Below are 15,553 nucleotides of genomic sequence, written 5' to 3' on the forward strand. Positions count from 1 at the left end.
CGAGGCGCTGGCTCACTCCGGTGCGATCGCCTGCGGCTTGAGCGGTTTGAGTTTGCTGACGAGCGCGAAGAGCTGATCGGCTTCGGCGTCGGTGAGCCCGGAGAACCCGTCGAGGATGATCTCAGCGTTCGTCTGCGCCGCCTCGTCGCGGAGCGCGAACCCCTTCTCGGTGAGTTCGACGAGCACCCCGCGTTGGTCCTCGGGATCCGGGGTCTGTGTGACGAGACCGCGGGCTTCGAGCCGGCGGAGCAGACGGCTGAGGGCGCTGCGACTGAGCACCATGAGCTGGAGCAGATCGCGCTGGCGGATCTGCTCGTCCGGCGGAGTGTTGATGAGCGCGTCGAATTCGTTGACGGTGAGGTCATGGCGGTCGCGGAAGCCGGCGGAGAATCGCACGATGAAGTCCTGATGCTTCTCCATCATGAGGCGCCAGGCGGCGATCTGGATCGGAGCGATCTTCTTGAGGATCGTGCTCACTGGGGTCGTCTCAGTCATGCTCCACCCCCGACCCGGCAATTCGGCTCCGGGTCGAGGATCTGTGTCGTGCGCGGACGACGTCCGTTGGCAGGGAGGTGGAGGACACCGGCTGCGAGGCGCGGTGCTGCGACTTTCGAGCGGCATGGGAGGAAGAGAACATAACAACTCCTGCAGACATTCGGGCACGGCACTGTGATGACGAATCGGCAATCCCACTTGCGGATAACCAGCAATCCCGCTTGTGGGGTGAGGATGATGGCGGAGATGAACTCTTCTCAACATTTGTTGCCTCAGCAACATTTTCATTGTTCAATGGAACTGTTCGGCATTCCGACGGGCGTAGTTCCCCGAAGAATTCCGGCAGCCCCACGAGCGAACCCGATGCATCCCCGCACCTTCCCCGCTTTGGGCTGACGTGCGGCGTCCGGGCGGACGCCGCACGTCAGAGTTCTCTCCCAGCATATCCACAGATTCTGCCCTGTCCAGGGAAATGCGTCTGCGCGTGCGCCTCTCACCACGGATTTCTCACAAGACGCCTTCGGTTTCCCCCGCAAAGCACCGACCGCCTCGGCGAGGGATGGTTCCCCCGCCGAGGCAGTCGTCCGCTTCCTTACTCAGGCCAGCTCCGCGACGCGGGTGCCATCTCCTTCCCGGCACCGGACTGTGCCCGCACCTTCCGTCGGGCGAGGAGCCCGAGGATGACGTCGAGGACGAGGAACGCGACGAGGCTGAGGCCGACCAGCGGCAGGAAGAGTCCGATGCCGACGGCGGCGAGGACGACGAGAGCCACACCCCACCACGGCGCCTGCTTGAGCGCTCCGCGGGCCGGAGCGATCCCGAAGCGGCGCGAGGTGTCGTGCTTGGGTCGGCGCTGCCACCACATCGTGTATCCCCACACGACCATCGAGGCGATGCCGAGGGCGAGGACGAAGAGGACGATCTGGTTGGGCAGACCGAACAGCGTCCCCATGTGGAGGTCAATGGCCACACTCGTGAGCATCGCCGCCACCCCGTAGTCGGAGAACTCGACGCGGTCGGTCTCGGCCATCGTCGCCATGTCGTAGGCGACGGACACCGTGCCGGTGTTGTCCGGGTAGTTGTGCTGATAGCGCTCGACGAGCCACGCGGTGTCCGCATCGGCCGGCGGCACGATCTCGATGTACGACGTCGTGAAGCCGGCGTTCTCGGCCATCGAGGAGATCATGTCGAAGTCCGCCGGATTCGGGGTGCCGGCCGGAGCCGCCTCGGTGCCCCCGGATGCGGCACCATGGCCGGCATGAGCGCCACCGGCGTCTGCCTCGGTGCCGGGATCCTCACTGAGCTCCGTCGACACCGACGGCGTCGTCCAGTTCAGTGCTTCGCGCAGCGCTCCGACGTTCCCGCCGCCGAGCTGGGACCACGTGATCCCGGTGGCGGAGAGGAAGAGCATCCCGACCGCGATCCACACACCCGTCGAGGCGTGCCACGACAGGGTGCGGCGCAGCCCCTTGTGCTTGCGGGAGGGCTTGAGCATCGAGCTGATCTTCTTCGCCTTCCGCGCCCGCACGATCCACAGGCACAGGCCCGCGGCAGCGATGATCCCCATCCACGAGGCGGCGAGTTCGCTGTAGTACCGCCCGACGTCGCCGAGGTGGAGGTCGGTGTGGAGGCGGGAGATCCACGTCCGCACCGGCAGGGTGCTCGACGCCGCGTACACGGGAAGGTCGCCCTTCACCTCAGCGGTCGTCGGGTCGACGAAGATCGTCCGGTAGTCGCTCGAGTCGAGCGTCGGGTCCTCGTACATGACCCGGGTCGTCATGCCCGGTTCCGGGGCGGGACGGACGGTGGCGATCGTCTGACCCTCCCCGATGTAGGCGTTCGCGGATTCGACCTGGTCGGACAGCGGCAGCGCCGGTCCCTCCGTCGAGGCGGTGAGTTCGTCGGCGTAGACGACCCGCTCGATCTGCGGGCTGATCGCGTAGACGGCACCGCTGAGGGCGGCGATGAGGATGAAGGGGCCGACGAGGATGCCGGCGTAGAAGTGCAGGCGGCGCAGGAGCGAGGAGAACCACGGCTGCCGGCGGTCGGGAGCGGGCCGCCGGGTGGGCGGCTGGGTGGCGGTGCCCGAGTTTTCGGGCAGGGGTGATGACAGTCCTGTCATGGTCAAGCTTTCTGTGTGGAATGGTCGGCGAAGGGCGCATTCGGGCGCGCTTCGCCGGCTCGACGGCGGTCCCGGGCACGCGCGGCAGCACCGTGGCACAGAGTCGGTCGTGGCACGGCGATGCCACGGCATCGGGCAGGGCGGCCGAGCCGTGGAGGTCAGTGATCAGAAAGCCGGAAGCGGGGGTCCGCGCCTGAGCACCGGTGAGCGCAGCACGCCCAGCGGTGGGGGCACGAAATCGCTGACCGGGACGGCCAGACGGGGGCGCTCGGGCAGCGCGCGAACGGTGCCGAGGGCCGGCACGAGGGCGCGGACGACGAGGCGGACGAAGGCGAGCAGCCGCACCGGCAGGGTCTCGGCCCAGTAGATGAGGGCGATCGTCGCGATCGCCGCCACGCAGTGCATGATCGTCATCGGCACGGAGAAGTGCGAATGCATCTGGCTCATCTGTCCCGCCGAGGCGGCCATCTGTCCCGCCATCGCCCCCGAGCCGTCCATGCCCGCATGGTCCATGGCCTGGCGTTCGACGGCGGTGGCGCCCATCGCCATCGGATGCATCGGGGTGAAGACGGAGAAGAGACCGTGGAAGAGGCCCTGGCTGACGAAGACCGAGGGCACGAGTCGGGCCAGGGTCATCCGCCGCCCGGCGAGGAGCACGCAGACGAGCATCGAAAGCGCCAGCGGGGCGACGATGCCCATGAGCGTCGGCATCGACCCACCGCCGAGGATGTGAGAGGTGAGCGCGAGGAAGGTAGCGGCAACCGCGGCAGCAGTGCCCCGCAGGGCGCGCTGGCGGCGCCTGTCCATCTTCACGCCCACCATTGTCACACGAGTGAGCCGGCCGTTCTCACCCGACTGCCGGGGTGCGATGCCCGGGATGCAAGGCGCATTGGGCTCCGCATGAGCCTGGTGGCAGAAGCGTCGACTCTGTCATTTCCACAGCGCCTCATTCCCACAGCGCCGCCACGGCATCCTTGTACTCTCTGCGCGCGGCAAGCGCCTCCTCCATCGTCACCTCGACGAACCGTGTCTTCGTGCCGGGAGTGGCCCGGGCGACGAGATCCATATCCGCGCTGATGACCGTGGCCACCATGGCATAGCCGCCGCCTGAGACGGCGTCACGGTGAAGGACGATCGGCTGCGTGCCGCCGGGGATCTGGATCGAACCCACGGCGTAGCCGGCATCGACGATGTTCGACGGGTCGGAACCCGCGCCGAAGGGCTGCTCGCGCTCCACCCACTCCACTCCGGGCCCCTTGTAGCGCAGGCCGGCTCGGTCGGCGACCGGGGTCAGCTCCCATTCGCCCTCGACGAGGTTGCGCTTGCCCGTCTCCGTCAGCCGGAAATCGTAGAGGCCCATGAGGATGCGCACATCCTGCTGTTTGGCGAACGACGGCCGCGCCGCTTCTTCGACGACGGTTCTGTTCGGAGCCTCACCGCTGCCCGCGCCGATCGGCAGCACATCTCCCGCTTCGAGTTTGCGGCCGTTGAATCCGCCCATCTGCCCCAGCGGATAGGTCGACCGTGAGCCGAGCACGACGGGCACATCGACACCACCGTGGACGGCGATGTAGAAGCGAGCCCCGGAGCGCAGCATGCCGAATTCGACGGTGCCCCCGGCGGGAACCTCCACCGTCTGCCATGTCGGTGCGGGTTCGCCGTTGACCGTCACATCGATGTCGCCTCCGGTCACGGCGATCGTGGCGGCCGAGTCGAAGCGCAGGTTCGCACCCATGTAGGTGCATTCGAGGACCGCTTCGTCCGGCGAGTTGCCCACGAGCATATTCGCCGCCTGCGATGAGTAGTTGTCGAGGGATCCCCCTTGCGGCAGTCCGACGTTGTAGTAGCCGAAGCGGCCCCGATCCTGAACTGTCGTCGACAGGCCGGGGGTGAGGACCTCGAAGGTCGCTCGGTCTGAGGGTGTCGTCGCGCTCACTTCAGTGCCTCCAGGAGTTCTGCGTTGTACGCCGGTCCTTCTGCCAGTGCCCGTTCCAGGTCGAAGGTGACCGCAGCCTGCTTGAACGCATAGGTGTTCGCGTCGACCTCCTTCTGGATCTCGTTGTACTCGGCCTCGTCGATGGGGCGGAAGCGCACGATGTCTCCGGGCTTGAAGAAGATCATGAAATCGGCGAAGTCAGGGCCCTTCTGCTCGGGTTCGAAGATCGGCGCCGCGGCCACTCCGAACATCTGGTATCCGCCTGCTCCCCGCACGGAGTAGAGGGCACAGAAGCACCCGCCGTGCCCGATCGTCAGTTTCGGAGTGTCGGTGCGCGGGGCCAAGTACTTCGGGACTTCGAGCTGATGGTCGCGGTCCACCAGCTGATACATGAACGGCAGCCCTGCCACGAAGCCGACCATCGTGACCAACCACGGCGAGGAGTGGTGGGCCTGGATGAACTCGTCGGCGCCGGCGAAGCCGTTGACGGCGGCCGCATAGTCGAGATCGGTGCCGGACGGGTCCTGGTGGTAGCCCTCACGGAAACGCTCGCCCACCTCGGCGGTGAAGGGGTCGGAGTACCAGACGGGGACCTCGACGATGCGCGTCTCCAGCGTCGTCGTGTCGGAATGGATGACCGACTCCTCGACTTCTCTGACGGCCGCCTCGAGCGTGCCCGGGGCGATGACGTCGGGGTCGAACCGGATGAGGAGTGAGGCGTTGGCGGGGCAGAGTTCGACGATCCCGGGCAGCTCTCCCCCGTCGATGCGTTCGGCGAGGGTCCTGGCGATGAGCATCGCCCGGAAGTTGGCCTGCAGGCTCATCTCCTCCGACACCTCGACGAAGAGGAATTCGTCGCCTCCGAACGTGTAGCGGGCTGGTCCGAGTTCAATGGTCGTGGTCATAGCGTCTCCAGAAGGATGTCGGCGGATTCCACAAAGGTCGAATAGTGGTCGACGGCGGCGAATTCCTCGCGGGCGATGAGCGCGCGCAGCAGGGGAACCGTGGTCTTCACCCCGTCGATCTCGGTGTCGTCGAGCGCGCGCTGCATCTTCGCAATGGCCTGGTCGCGGTTCGGCGCGTGCACGATGAGCTTGGCGAGCATCGAATCGTAGAAGGGGGCGACGACTCCGCCTTCGACGAAGCCGGAGTCGATCCGCACTCCCTCCCCGTCCGGCCAACGCAGTGCGGTGATCGTCCCCGGCGACGGCATGAAGTTGTGTGCGGGGTCTTCCGCGTTGATGCGCACCTCGATCGCGTGCCCGTCGAAGGCGACCTCGTCCTGCGTGACCGACAGTCCGCGGCTCTCGGCGATCCGCAGCTGTTCGGCGACGATGTCGATTCCCGTGACGAATTCGGTGACGGGGTGTTCGACCTGCAGACGGGTGTTCATCTCGATGAAGGCGGCGGTCTCGCGAGCCGGGTCGTAGAGGAACTCGACGGTTCCCGCCCCTTTGTAGCCTGACCGCCGTGCCAACTCGACGGACGACGAGCGGATGAGGTCACGAACGTGGTCGGGGAGACTCGGCGCCTCTGCCTCTTCGATGACCTTCTGCTGGCGTCGCTGCATCGAGCAGTCACGGTCACCCAAGTGGATGTACCGCTCCCCGTCACCGAGGACCTGGACTTCGACGTGTCGGGCGCGGTCGACGAAGCGCTCCATGTACAGAGCGTCATCGCCGAATGCCGCGGCGGCCTCTGCCCGGGCGATGTCGATCGTTCCGGACAGCTGCTCTGCCGACTCGACTCGACGAATGCCGCGGCCGCCTCCGCCTGCCGATGCCTTGACCACGAGCGGATACCCGATCTCCGCAGCGATCGCCGTGACGTCGGCGTCGGCGGCGAGCGCGCCATCGGACCCGGCGAGGGTGGGGACGCCGGCGTCGACGGCCGCTGCGCGAGCCGCGGCCTTGTTGCCCATCAGGCGGATCGACTCCGGATCGGGTCCGACCCAGATGATCCCGGCGTCGCTGACCATCTGGGCGAAGTCGGCGTTCTCGGAGAGGAAGCCGAAGCCGGGATGAAGTGCGTCGGCACCGGAATCGCGGGCGGCTTTCAGTACGGCTTCTCCGTTGAGATAGGAAGCGGTGGCCGGTGCGGGACCGACGAGTGCGGTGTCATCGGCCATCTGAGCGGCCAGGGAGTCCGTGTCCGCCTCGCTGACGGCGAGGGTCGTGCGTATTCCGAGTTGTCGGGCGGTGCGTATGATGCGCACCGCGATTTCGCCACGGTTGGCGATGAATAGGTGGTCCATGAGAGGGTCTCCAGCTCTGGGTGGATGGGAATTCTCGGGATCGGCCGGGATAGGAACCCGGGCGGCCTCAGGCCTCGTCGATGACGGCGATGACGTCGCCCGGGTTGACCGTGCCCTCGTTCTCCACGTTGAAGGAGGCGACGGTACCGGCGGTCTCCGCTTTGACCTCGGTGAATTGCTTCATGATCTCGACGATTCCGATCGTCTGTCCCGCTTCGACGGTGTCGCCGATCTCGACGAAGTCGTCCTTTCCGGGGGCGGGCTTCCGGTAGAAGACACCGGGGAGTGGGGAGATGATCTCAGCCATGTCGGTTCCTGCTTTCGTTGTTCTTCACTGGCCGGACGTCAGCGTCCGATTGGGTGGGGAATGTCTGGAGAGGGGTCTGGGAATCTGCGAGGACCGTCAGCGGCTGTCGGCATCCTCTTCCTCGGCGGCGTCGATGGCGGCTCTGACTGCCCGAACGACTTCGGCGGCATTGGCAGGATCTGAGTGCACGCAGACGCTGTCGAAATCGACGGTGAGCTCCGTTCCGTCGTTGGCGCGGATCGTGCCGTCTGTCATCGCCGAGGTGATCCGCGCAGCGGCCTCGGCAGGGACTGCCGGCTGGGGAGCGCGTTCGATGACGAGTCTGCCCTCGGCGTCGTAGCCGAGGTCGACATAGATCTCGGCGACGAAGGGAACGCCGAGCTCGTCGCAGACGGTCTTGTGCGCGGTGTTCGCCAATCCGAAGATCGGGACGCCGTGGACGAGCGCGACTCGGGCGACCGCGGCCATGAGCTCGGGGTCGCGGCCGACCATGCCGTAGAGCGCCCCGTGAGGTTTGATGTGGTTGAGCCGAAGATCGTGTCGGTCGAGGAAGGCCGAGAGCGCCCCGACCTGGTAGGTGACGATGTCCTCGACCTCGTCGGCGCTGAGCACCATCGGTCTGCGCCCGAATCCGGCGAGATCGGGCAGCCCCGGGTGCGCTCCCACCTTCACCTGGTTCTCCGCTGCGAGTTCGACTGTCGTGTTGATGATGTGCGGGTCGGCAGCGTGGAACCCGCATGCCACATTGGCGACGTCGATGAGCGTCATCAGCTCAGGATCGTTGCCGAATGCGTGCAGACCGATTCCTTCGCCGAGATCGGCATTGATTGTCTTCGTCATCGGTGACCTCCTGGCACAACCGTATGGAAACCGGATGTGACCTGCACCACGCCGATGATCAAATTCGCCGCAGATTATTGTGCACAGTGCACAGTGCTCGTAGATTCAGCGCATGAGACTCATCGACCTCATCGCCGACCCGATGCTCCGCCTCGAACTCGCCACCCCGAGTTCACAGGAGCGCCTCCAGACGGCGATCGGCGCCGCTGTGGCCACGGAGTCCATTGATCCCGCCGCCTACCTCACGCCGGGCACGCTCGTCCTCACCACCGGAATGGCGCTCAACTTCGACGATGCTCGCATCTGGGACGGCTATGTCGAACGGCTGGTCGCCGCCGGCACGGCGGCGATCGCGTTCGGAGAAGGCAAGCCGCACCAGCAGGTGCCGCACGGACTCATCGATGCCGCGGACGCCCGCGGTCTGCCGATTCTGCTCGTCCCGCCCGATGTGCCGTTTCTCCGCCTCCAGAACCTCGTCCTCCGCGCGCTCTCCGAGGACGAGCACCAGGCATCGCACCACGCCTGGTCGATCGCCGAGGAGTGCACGAAGCTTGCGGCCGACGGTCTCGAATTCGCCCCGCTGCTCGAACGCGTAGCGTCTCGCATCGGACATGCTCTGCGCGTGGTCGACGATGAGGACGCCGTCTTCGTGTCCACCGACCGCATGCCCGGCTCGGACCGCTCCGCAGGGAGGAAGTCCGACTCCGCTCCCCTGCTCTCGCTGCCCCTCAACATCGGCGAGGACGAGCAATGGCACCTGCACTGCCTCGACAGTCCGCCGCCGAGCACAGTGCAGTCCGGGACTCCGGCGCCGGTGTTCACTCCCACCACACTGCGCACCGCACTCACGCCTGCGGCCGCGATCCTGGGAATGGTGCTCGCTCGCAGTCTGAGCATCGGTCTGCCGCGGAGCGAGAAGTCCGATGCTCTTCTCGCGGCCCTGCGGCAGACGGGCAGCCACGCATCCGCGGAGATCATGACAGCGCTCGCGGACCTCGGCGTCGACAGCACGACGGGCATGCGAATGCTCAGCGTCCGCGCTCGGAGTCCCATCCGCCGTCACCTCCTGACCTGGCGCCTGATGCGGATTCTCCACGATCACGTCGTCGTCTTCCCGGTGGAGACCGAGCGCACCGTGCTGCTCCTGCTGGCCCCGTTCTCCGCGGTGCGGTGGTCGGCGTCGAAGCCGACCGACCCACTTCGGAACGGCTCGGAAACCGCGGCCGCAGCGGGCCTGCCCGCTGCCCGCAACGGCCGTGAGGCTGGGGAATCCGAAACCCATCTCGACGAACTCGTCGAGGCGGTGAATGCGGAAGCCGGAGACAGCGTGCTTGTCAGCGAAGCCGTGCGTCACACCTCGGCGCTGTCACTGTTCGTCGGTCTCCACGTCGATCCGGCGAGCCCTGACGACGATGTGCCCGAGCATGCGGCCCCTGCGCCGTCCTCACACCGAGGATCTGCCGGAGTTCGCTTCGTCGGCCCGCCACGGCTGCGCGACCTCGGCCTCCTCGTGCCGCCCGCCCATTCCACAGCGATCGCCGAGGCAGTGCTCGGTCCGATTCGCGGGCGCAGAGACGAAACCGCTCTGCTCGACGCTCTGGCGGCGTTCGTCGATTCGCCGTCCGTGGCTCGGGCGGCCGCTCGGCTCGGCGCCCATCGGAACACAGCCCGTTCACACCGCAGAGAGCTCGAGGATGCACTCGGGATGGATCTGGCGAGCGGGGAGGATCGCACCATCTGCGCAGTCGCACTGTCGCTGATGCCCTGACGCGTCGACGTCCGCGCAACCCCCGGGTCTTGCGTCCGGCGAATAATCCTATAGGATCTTTGAAATAGGAACTGGTTCGAAGGGGAGCTCGTGGCCCGATTGTTCAATGACCCGAATGACTTCGTCGCCGACATGTCACGCGGACTCAGCCTTGCCGCCGCGCGCTGGGTGCGCGCAGTGCCCGGCGGGGTCGTGCGCTCGACCCGCGCTCCCGCACCGACCGTCTCGCTCGTCATCGGCGGCGGCAGCGGACACTTCCCCGCGTTCTCCGGCCTCGTCGGCCCCGGCCTCGCCCACGGCGCGGCGATGGGCAACGTCTTCGCCTCCCCGTCGACGAAGCAGATCCTCTCCGTCGCCCGCGCGAGCGACCAGGGCCGCGGCGTCCTCTTCAGCTACGGCAACTACGCCGGCGACGTCCTCAACTTCGACCAGGCCCAGGAGCAGCTGCGCGCCGAGGGCATCGACACCCGCACCGTCGTCGTCACCGACGACATCTTCAGCGCCCCGGCCGACGCGATCGACCGCCGCCGCGGCATCGCCGGTGACCTCGCCGTCTTCAAGATCGCCGGCGCCGCCGCTGAAGCGGGACTCGACCTCTCCGAGGTCGAACGCCTGGCCGCCTCGGCGAACGACCGCACCCGCTCGATCGGCGTCGCCTTCTCCGGCTGCACCCTGCCCGGCGCCGACGCTCCCCTCTTCACCGTCCCGGACGGCCGCATGGCAGTCGGCCTCGGCATCCACGGGGAACCCGGCATCGACGACGTCCCCCTCCCCACCGCATCGGAGCTCGCCGATCTCCTCGTCACCCGACTCCTCGCCGAGGCGCCCGTGACCTCGGGACGGGTCGTGCCCATCCTCAACGGCTTGGGCACCGTGAAATACGAGGAGCTCTACCTCCTCTACGGGCTCATCGACCCGCTCCTGCGCGAGGCCGGACTCGTCATCGTCGACCCCGAGGTCGGCGAGTTCTGCACGAGCTTCGACATGGCCGGCCTCTCCCTCACCCTCGTGTGGCTCGACGACGAACTCGCGCCCCTCTGGGACGCCCCCTGCTCCTCGGCGGCCTTCACCCGCGGCGCCCTCGGCCTCACCCACGAGAGAGTCGAGGACGACGACGCGACGACGGCAGACGCGGGAGATCGAGACGCCGCGGCCCCAGACACCGCCGCGCCCGACACGTCCGCGCCGGCAGCGGCGGCAGGCGGCGATGCCGGCAGTCCCCGCCCCACCGCCCGGTCGCGGGCGCTCGGCCGGGAGATCGCAGCGGTCCTCACTCGCATCGCCGTGACCGTCGACGACGCCGCGGACGACCTCGGACACCTCGACAGCATCGCCGGCGACGGCGACCACGGGATCGGCATGCAGCGTGGCTCGAAGGCCGCGGCCCTCGAAGCCGAAGCGGCCGCGGCCCACGACCAGTCGGCCGGCGCCGTTCTCCGCGTCGCCGGTGAGGCCTGGGCCGACGTCGGCGGCGGCACCTCCGGCGCCATCTGGGGCCGCATCCTCAACTCCCTCGCCGCAGCCGTCGACGACGACCCCACCCCCGAGGGCGTCGCCGCGGTGCTGGCGACGACCCTTGACGACGTCCGCGCGTTCGGAAGGGTCGAGGTCGGCGACAAGACCCTCGTCGATGCCCTGGCCCCCTTGGCCGACGAATTCGCCGAGGCGGTCGCTGAAGCCGCCGCACCCGTCCGGGACAGCGTCGCCCCGGACAGCACAACCCCGGACACCACCAGCTCGGACAACACCGCCCCAGACAGCACCAGCCCGCTTCCCCTCATCGCCGCGGCCGCCTCCCGCGCCGCCCATGCCGCCGACCGCGGCGCCGACTCCACCGCCGACCTCGTCGCCCGCCGCGGCCGCGCCCGCTCCCACGGGGACAAGAGCCTCGGCACCCCCGACCCCGGCGCGGTCTCGCTGGCGATGATCGCCTCGGTCGTCGCCGAGGAGCTCACCCGCCGCGCCGCCCCACTGACGACATCACCGCCCCTGGCACCGACCGAACGAAAGGCAACCCGATCATGACACTGCGAGTGGTCGTCGGCTCCGACGATGCGGGGTTCGACTATAAAGAGGTCATCAAGGCCGACCTCGAGGCCGATGAGCGCATCTCCGCGGTCACCGACGTCGGCGTCGACGCACAGTCGCACACGTTCTATCCTTCGATCGCGACCGCCGCCGCGGAGATCGTCGCCCGCGGCGACGCCGACCGCGCGATCCTAATCTGCGGGACCGGACTGGGCGTGGCGATCGCGGCGAACAAGGTCAAGGGAATCCGCGCGGCCACCGCCCACGACTCCTTCAGCGTCGAACGCTCCGTGCTCTCCAACGACGCCCAGGTCCTCTGCATGGGCCAGCGCGTCATCGGCGTCGAACTCGCCCGGCGCCTGGCACGCGAGTGGATGGGTTACACGTTCGACCCGACGAGCGCCTCGAACGACAAGGTCGCCGAGATCAGCGCGTACGAGTCCCGCTGACCCATGGACGACGCGGTCACCTCTCCCCTGCCCGATCGGCTCCTCGGCACCAGCTTGAAGATGTACTTCGGCCACCGGCGGACCCTCGACTGGCTCGCCGAGGTGACCGCACTGACCCGTGATCACCCGGCGCTCACCTCGGGTGCGGCAGGGCTCTTCCTCCTCCCGCAGTTCCCCTCGATCCCGGCGTGCCTCGAGGTCGCGGGCCCCGTGCTCATCGGCGCGCAGAACGTCGCCGCCCGCGACTCCGGGGCCTGGACCGGCGAGGTCTCGGCCGCCGTGCTCGCCGAACTCGGGTGCCGGTTCGCCGAGATCGGACACGCGGAGCGCCGCCGTCACTTCTCCGAGACCGAGGGCCTCATCAGGGAGAAGACCGCGACCGCCCTGCGTCACGGACTCATCCCCGTCCTCTGCGTCGGGGAGGTCGACGCGGTCCCGGCTGAGGAGGCCGCCGCCGAGGTGATGGTCCAGATCCGCTCGGCACTGCCGACCGCGACCGCTGACCTCCCCCGCCCGCTCACCGTCGTCATCGCCTACGAACCGGTGTGGGCGATCGGGGCCGCCGAACCGGCGGATGTCGACCACATCGCCGCGGTGTGCACCGTCGTGCGCTCGCGCACCCGCGCCCAATACCCCGGCCTCGACTTCCGTCTCATCTACGGCGGCAGCGCCCGCCCCGGCCTGCTCACCCGCCTCGGGGCGGCCGTCGACGGCCTCTTCCTCGGCCGCTTCGCCCACGACCCGGCAGCGATCCCGGCGATCCTCGACGAGCTTCCCGACGTCATTAAGCTGTCCCCATGAGTTCACTCCCCGAGATCCGCCGCCCCGACATCGAGAGGCGAGGCCTGCGCGACCACGTCTACGACCACATCCTCGAGATCCTCCTCACCGGTGAGCTGACCGCCGGCGAACGCGTGTCGATCGACGGCCTGGCCCGGCTCCTCGACGTCTCCCCGACCCCGGTCCGCGAAGCCCTCGTCGACCTCGAGCGCACCGGCCTCGTCGTCCGCGAAGCCCTCCGCGGCTACCGGGTGGCACCGCCCCTCGACCGCGGACAGCTCGACGAGCTCTTCGTCGCCCGTGAGACCATCGAGACCGCGGCGACACGACTCGCCACCCCCGCCGACGACGTCTTCCTCCGCGCGCTCGAGGACGCCCATGCCGACCACGAGCAGGCCGGGGCCCGCGTCCGCGAGGCCGCGCAGACCGCCGCGGACTCCGCCGAGGATCCCGACGCCGCCCGCCGCATCGAAGTCGCCGCCGCCCAGGACTACTACGCGAAGGACCGCGCCTTCCACAGCGTCATCCTCGAGGGCTGCGGCAACCGGTACCTCATGAAGATGTCGTCCGACCTCGGCGCCCAGGTCCACCGCCTGCGCCAGGCCCTGCCCCACGGCATCACCGACGTCGACGAGGCGATCGCCGAACACCGCGCGATCCTCGATGCCTTCGCCTCCCCCGACCCCACCGCCCCCGAGGCCGCGATGCGCCACCACCTGCGCATGGTCGCCCACCGCGCCCTCGTCGAGGACCCGCAGCCACCCGACGCCTGACCCGGCCCGGGACGAAGAGGAGTCCCGGCATGAAGAAGAGTGAGGACACATGAGTATGATCGCCTGCTGCATGCACGGCTTCTCCCCCGTCGACCGCGACGGCCTCGCCCTCCACGATGCCGACCCCACGGCCTGGCAGCACGTCGCCGACACCGTCGCCGGTCTCGGATTCACCGCCCTCGAGATCGCCGACAGCCACATCCGACCCGGCGACCTCACCGCGCAGCGGCGGGGCGACATGGCCGCCGCAGCCGCCTCGGCGGGCATCGACTTCGCCGCCGTCCACGTCCAGCGCCGGTCCGTCATCGACCCCGTCCACGGCGAGGACAACCTCGCCTACGCCCACCGGACGATCGACGCCGCCGCGGAACTCGGCTGCCGGGTCTTCTCCACCGGACTCCACCAGCCCTTCACCCCCGCGCAGAAGCGGGCGCTGTGGTTCTGGACGGCACCGGGCTGGACCGACCCCGACGATCCCGAGGTCCGCGCGCTCGCCGTGACCCGGCTGCGTGAGCTCGGCCGTCATGCCGCCGAGGTGGGGCTGCCGATGTCGCTGGAGATGTACGAGGACACCTACCTCGGCACCGCCGCCTCCGCCGTCCGCCTCATCGAGGAGATCGGGCTCGACACCGTCGGCCTCAACCCCGACATCGGCAACCTCATCCGCCTCCACCGGCCCATCGAGGACTGGCGGGAGATGCACGAGGCGACACTGCCGTACGCGAACTACTGGCACATGAAGAACTACCAGCGCGACGAAGCCGCCGACGGCTCGTGGTTCACCGCCCATCCGACCACCTTGCGCGACGGCCTCATCGACTACCGCGCGATGGTCGCCCGCGCCGTCGAGCTCGGATTCGACGGGCCGTTCCTCATGGAGCAGTACGGCGGCGACAGCCTCGGCGTCTGTGCGGAGAACCGGACGTACCTCGAAGGCCTGCTCGCGACCTCACCCCGCCCCGCCGCGCCGTCGACGAAAGGTGTCACCCCATGACCGAATCCGCCCAGACAGGATCGGCCCAGCCCGGGCCCGCGTTCCCCGCCGAGCGGACCGCCGTGCTCACCGGTGTCGGCAGCGCCAACGGCATCGGCCGGCACACCGCCCACCGGCTCGCCGAAGCCGGCTGGAACCTCGGCCTCATCGCCCGGTTGGAGGACGAGGCCACGGCACTCGCCGCCGAGCTCACCGCGGCCCACGGGATCGCGGCACGCGGCGCCGGCGTCGACGTCACCGATTCGACGGCCATCGCCGAGGCGGCCGCCGCCTTCGAATCCGACCTGCCCCAGATCGTCGCGCTCGCGAACTTCGCCGGTGTCTCCTCCTCAGTGACCTACTTCGAGATCACCGACGACGAGTGGGCCCGGGTCATCGCGAACAACCTCACGGCCACCCACCTCGTCACCCAGGCGTTCGGCCGGATCATGGCGGCCAACGGGCTCGGCCGGATCGTCGGCCTCTCCTCGGTGACGGCGCAGAAGGGCGGCGGCACGTTCTCGAAGACCGCGTACGCCGCGGCGAAGGCGGGGATCATCGGGCTGATGCGCGGGGTCGCCCTCGAGCTCGGGCCGCACGGGGTCACCGCGAACACCATCGCCCCGGGACCCGTCGACACCGACATCATGGGCGGTCCCCTCGACGACGCGCGCCGTGACGCGATGGGGGCGGCCACTCCGCTCGGGCGCATCTCCGTGCCCGAGGACGTCTCCGCGACCGTCGCGTTCCTCATCAGCGAAGGCGCCGGCCACATCACCGGCCAGACGCTGAGCATCAACGGAGGCCTCTACTTCCACTAGACCCCAC

General features: G+C 68.7%; 15 protein-coding genes. 7 read left to right on the plus strand and 8 right to left on the minus strand.

The window, feature by feature from the left end:
- Positions 1-12 precede the first annotated feature (12 nt).
- The 8 genes from J9315_RS16305 to pxpA form a co-directional block, all read right to left on the minus strand.
- On the minus strand, positions 13-495 hold the full coding sequence (locus J9315_RS16305; protein ID WP_211978369.1) for a MarR family transcriptional regulator: 483 nt from the start codon (positions 493-495) through the stop codon (positions 13-15).
- Positions 496-1,087: 592 nt separating this feature from the next.
- On the minus strand, positions 1,088-2,617 hold the full coding sequence (locus J9315_RS16310; protein ID WP_211978370.1) for a PepSY domain-containing protein: 1,530 nt from the start codon (positions 2,615-2,617) through the stop codon (positions 1,088-1,090).
- A gap of 165 nt (positions 2,618-2,782) precedes the next feature.
- Positions 2,783-3,424 (minus strand): hypothetical protein, encoded by a 642-nt coding sequence (locus J9315_RS16315; RefSeq protein WP_249121090.1) that lies wholly within the window; start codon positions 3,422-3,424, stop codon positions 2,783-2,785.
- A gap of 139 nt (positions 3,425-3,563) precedes the next feature.
- A complete protein-coding gene (locus J9315_RS16320) occupies positions 3,564-4,553 on the minus strand; it encodes a biotin-dependent carboxyltransferase family protein (RefSeq protein ID WP_211978371.1) in 990 nt (329 codons plus the stop codon).
- Positions 4,550-5,458 carry a carboxyltransferase domain-containing protein gene (locus J9315_RS16325; RefSeq protein WP_211978372.1) on the minus strand — a complete coding sequence of 303 codons (909 nt, stop codon included), beginning with the start codon at positions 5,456-5,458 and terminating at the stop codon, positions 4,550-4,552. Before J9315_RS16325 ends, J9315_RS16320 begins: the two co-directional genes overlap by 4 nt.
- Entirely contained in the window at positions 5,455-6,807 is a 1,353-nt protein-coding gene (locus J9315_RS16330; RefSeq protein WP_211978373.1) for an acetyl-CoA carboxylase biotin carboxylase subunit, read from the minus strand. The genes J9315_RS16325 and J9315_RS16330 overlap by 4 nt, the downstream gene beginning before the upstream one ends.
- A gap of 67 nt (positions 6,808-6,874) precedes the next feature.
- On the minus strand, positions 6,875-7,114 hold the full coding sequence (locus tag J9315_RS16335) for an acetyl-CoA carboxylase (protein ID WP_198500267.1): 240 nt from the start codon (positions 7,112-7,114) through the stop codon (positions 6,875-6,877).
- Between the two features lie 96 nt (positions 7,115-7,210).
- Positions 7,211-7,954: a 5-oxoprolinase subunit PxpA gene (gene pxpA, locus J9315_RS16340; protein WP_211978374.1), complete on the minus strand. Its 744-nt coding sequence runs from the start codon at positions 7,952-7,954 to the stop codon at positions 7,211-7,213.
- 112 nt (positions 7,955-8,066) lie between these two features.
- Between pxpA and J9315_RS16345 the strand changes: the two genes are divergently transcribed.
- The 7 genes from J9315_RS16345 to J9315_RS16375 all read left to right on the plus strand — a co-directional run bounded on the left by J9315_RS16345 (position 8,067) and on the right by J9315_RS16375 (position 15,546).
- Positions 8,067-9,722, plus strand: a complete 1,656-nt coding sequence (locus J9315_RS16345) for a PucR family transcriptional regulator (protein ID WP_211978375.1) — start codon at positions 8,067-8,069, stop codon at positions 9,720-9,722.
- 90 nt (positions 9,723-9,812) lie between these two features.
- On the plus strand, positions 9,813-11,747 hold the full coding sequence (locus J9315_RS16350) for a dihydroxyacetone kinase family protein (protein WP_211978376.1): 1,935 nt from the start codon (positions 9,813-9,815) through the stop codon (positions 11,745-11,747).
- Entirely contained in the window at positions 11,744-12,199 is a 456-nt protein-coding gene (locus tag J9315_RS16355; RefSeq protein WP_211978377.1) for a ribose-5-phosphate isomerase, read from the plus strand. Before J9315_RS16350 ends, J9315_RS16355 begins: the two co-directional genes overlap by 4 nt.
- A gap of 3 nt (positions 12,200-12,202) precedes the next feature.
- Entirely contained in the window at positions 12,203-13,000 is a 798-nt protein-coding gene (locus J9315_RS16360; RefSeq protein WP_211978378.1) for a triose-phosphate isomerase family protein, read from the plus strand.
- Complete coding sequence (locus J9315_RS16365) at positions 12,997-13,752, plus strand: GntR family transcriptional regulator (RefSeq protein ID WP_211978379.1); 756 nt, start codon at positions 12,997-12,999, stop codon at positions 13,750-13,752. Before J9315_RS16360 ends, J9315_RS16365 begins: the two co-directional genes overlap by 4 nt.
- A gap of 49 nt (positions 13,753-13,801) precedes the next feature.
- On the plus strand, positions 13,802-14,746 hold the full coding sequence (locus tag J9315_RS16370; protein WP_211978380.1) for a TIM barrel protein: 945 nt from the start codon (positions 13,802-13,804) through the stop codon (positions 14,744-14,746).
- Entirely contained in the window at positions 14,743-15,546 is an 804-nt protein-coding gene (locus J9315_RS16375) for an SDR family oxidoreductase (protein WP_211978381.1), read from the plus strand. The genes J9315_RS16370 and J9315_RS16375 overlap by 4 nt, the downstream gene beginning before the upstream one ends.
- Positions 15,547-15,553 lie beyond the last annotated feature (7 nt).

The organism is Brevibacterium sp. W7.2, from assembly GCF_018137945.1.
In the GTDB taxonomy this organism is placed as follows: Bacteria; Actinomycetota; Actinomycetes; order Actinomycetales; family Brevibacteriaceae; genus Brevibacterium; species Brevibacterium sanguinis.

Coding starts and splice junctions, on each gene's coding strand:
- J9315_RS16365 (WP_211978379.1), top strand. CDS start 12,997: ATGAGTTCACTCCCCGAGATCCGCCGCCCCGACATCGAGAGGCGAGGC.
- pxpA (WP_211978374.1), bottom strand. CDS start 7,954: ATGACGAAGACAATCAATGCCGATCTCGGCGAAGGAATCGGTCTGCAC.
- J9315_RS16360 (WP_211978378.1), top strand. CDS start 12,203: ATGGACGACGCGGTCACCTCTCCCCTGCCCGATCGGCTCCTCGGCACC.
- J9315_RS16370 (WP_211978380.1), top strand. CDS start 13,802: ATGAGTATGATCGCCTGCTGCATGCACGGCTTCTCCCCCGTCGACCGC.
- J9315_RS16335 (WP_198500267.1), bottom strand. CDS start 7,114: ATGGCTGAGATCATCTCCCCACTCCCCGGTGTCTTCTACCGGAAGCCC.
- J9315_RS16310 (WP_211978370.1), bottom strand. CDS start 2,617: ATGACAGGACTGTCATCACCCCTGCCCGAAAACTCGGGCACCGCCACC.
- J9315_RS16345 (WP_211978375.1), top strand. CDS start 8,067: ATGAGACTCATCGACCTCATCGCCGACCCGATGCTCCGCCTCGAACTC.
- J9315_RS16325 (WP_211978372.1), bottom strand. CDS start 5,458: ATGACCACGACCATTGAACTCGGACCAGCCCGCTACACGTTCGGAGGC.
- J9315_RS16305 (WP_211978369.1), bottom strand. CDS start 495: ATGACTGAGACGACCCCAGTGAGCACGATCCTCAAGAAGATCGCTCCG.
- J9315_RS16315 (WP_249121090.1), bottom strand. CDS start 3,424: ATGGACAGGCGCCGCCAGCGCGCCCTGCGGGGCACTGCTGCCGCGGTT.
- J9315_RS16375 (WP_211978381.1), top strand. CDS start 14,743: ATGACCGAATCCGCCCAGACAGGATCGGCCCAGCCCGGGCCCGCGTTC.
- J9315_RS16330 (WP_211978373.1), bottom strand. CDS start 6,807: ATGGACCACCTATTCATCGCCAACCGTGGCGAAATCGCGGTGCGCATC.
- J9315_RS16355 (WP_211978377.1), top strand. CDS start 11,744: ATGACACTGCGAGTGGTCGTCGGCTCCGACGATGCGGGGTTCGACTAT.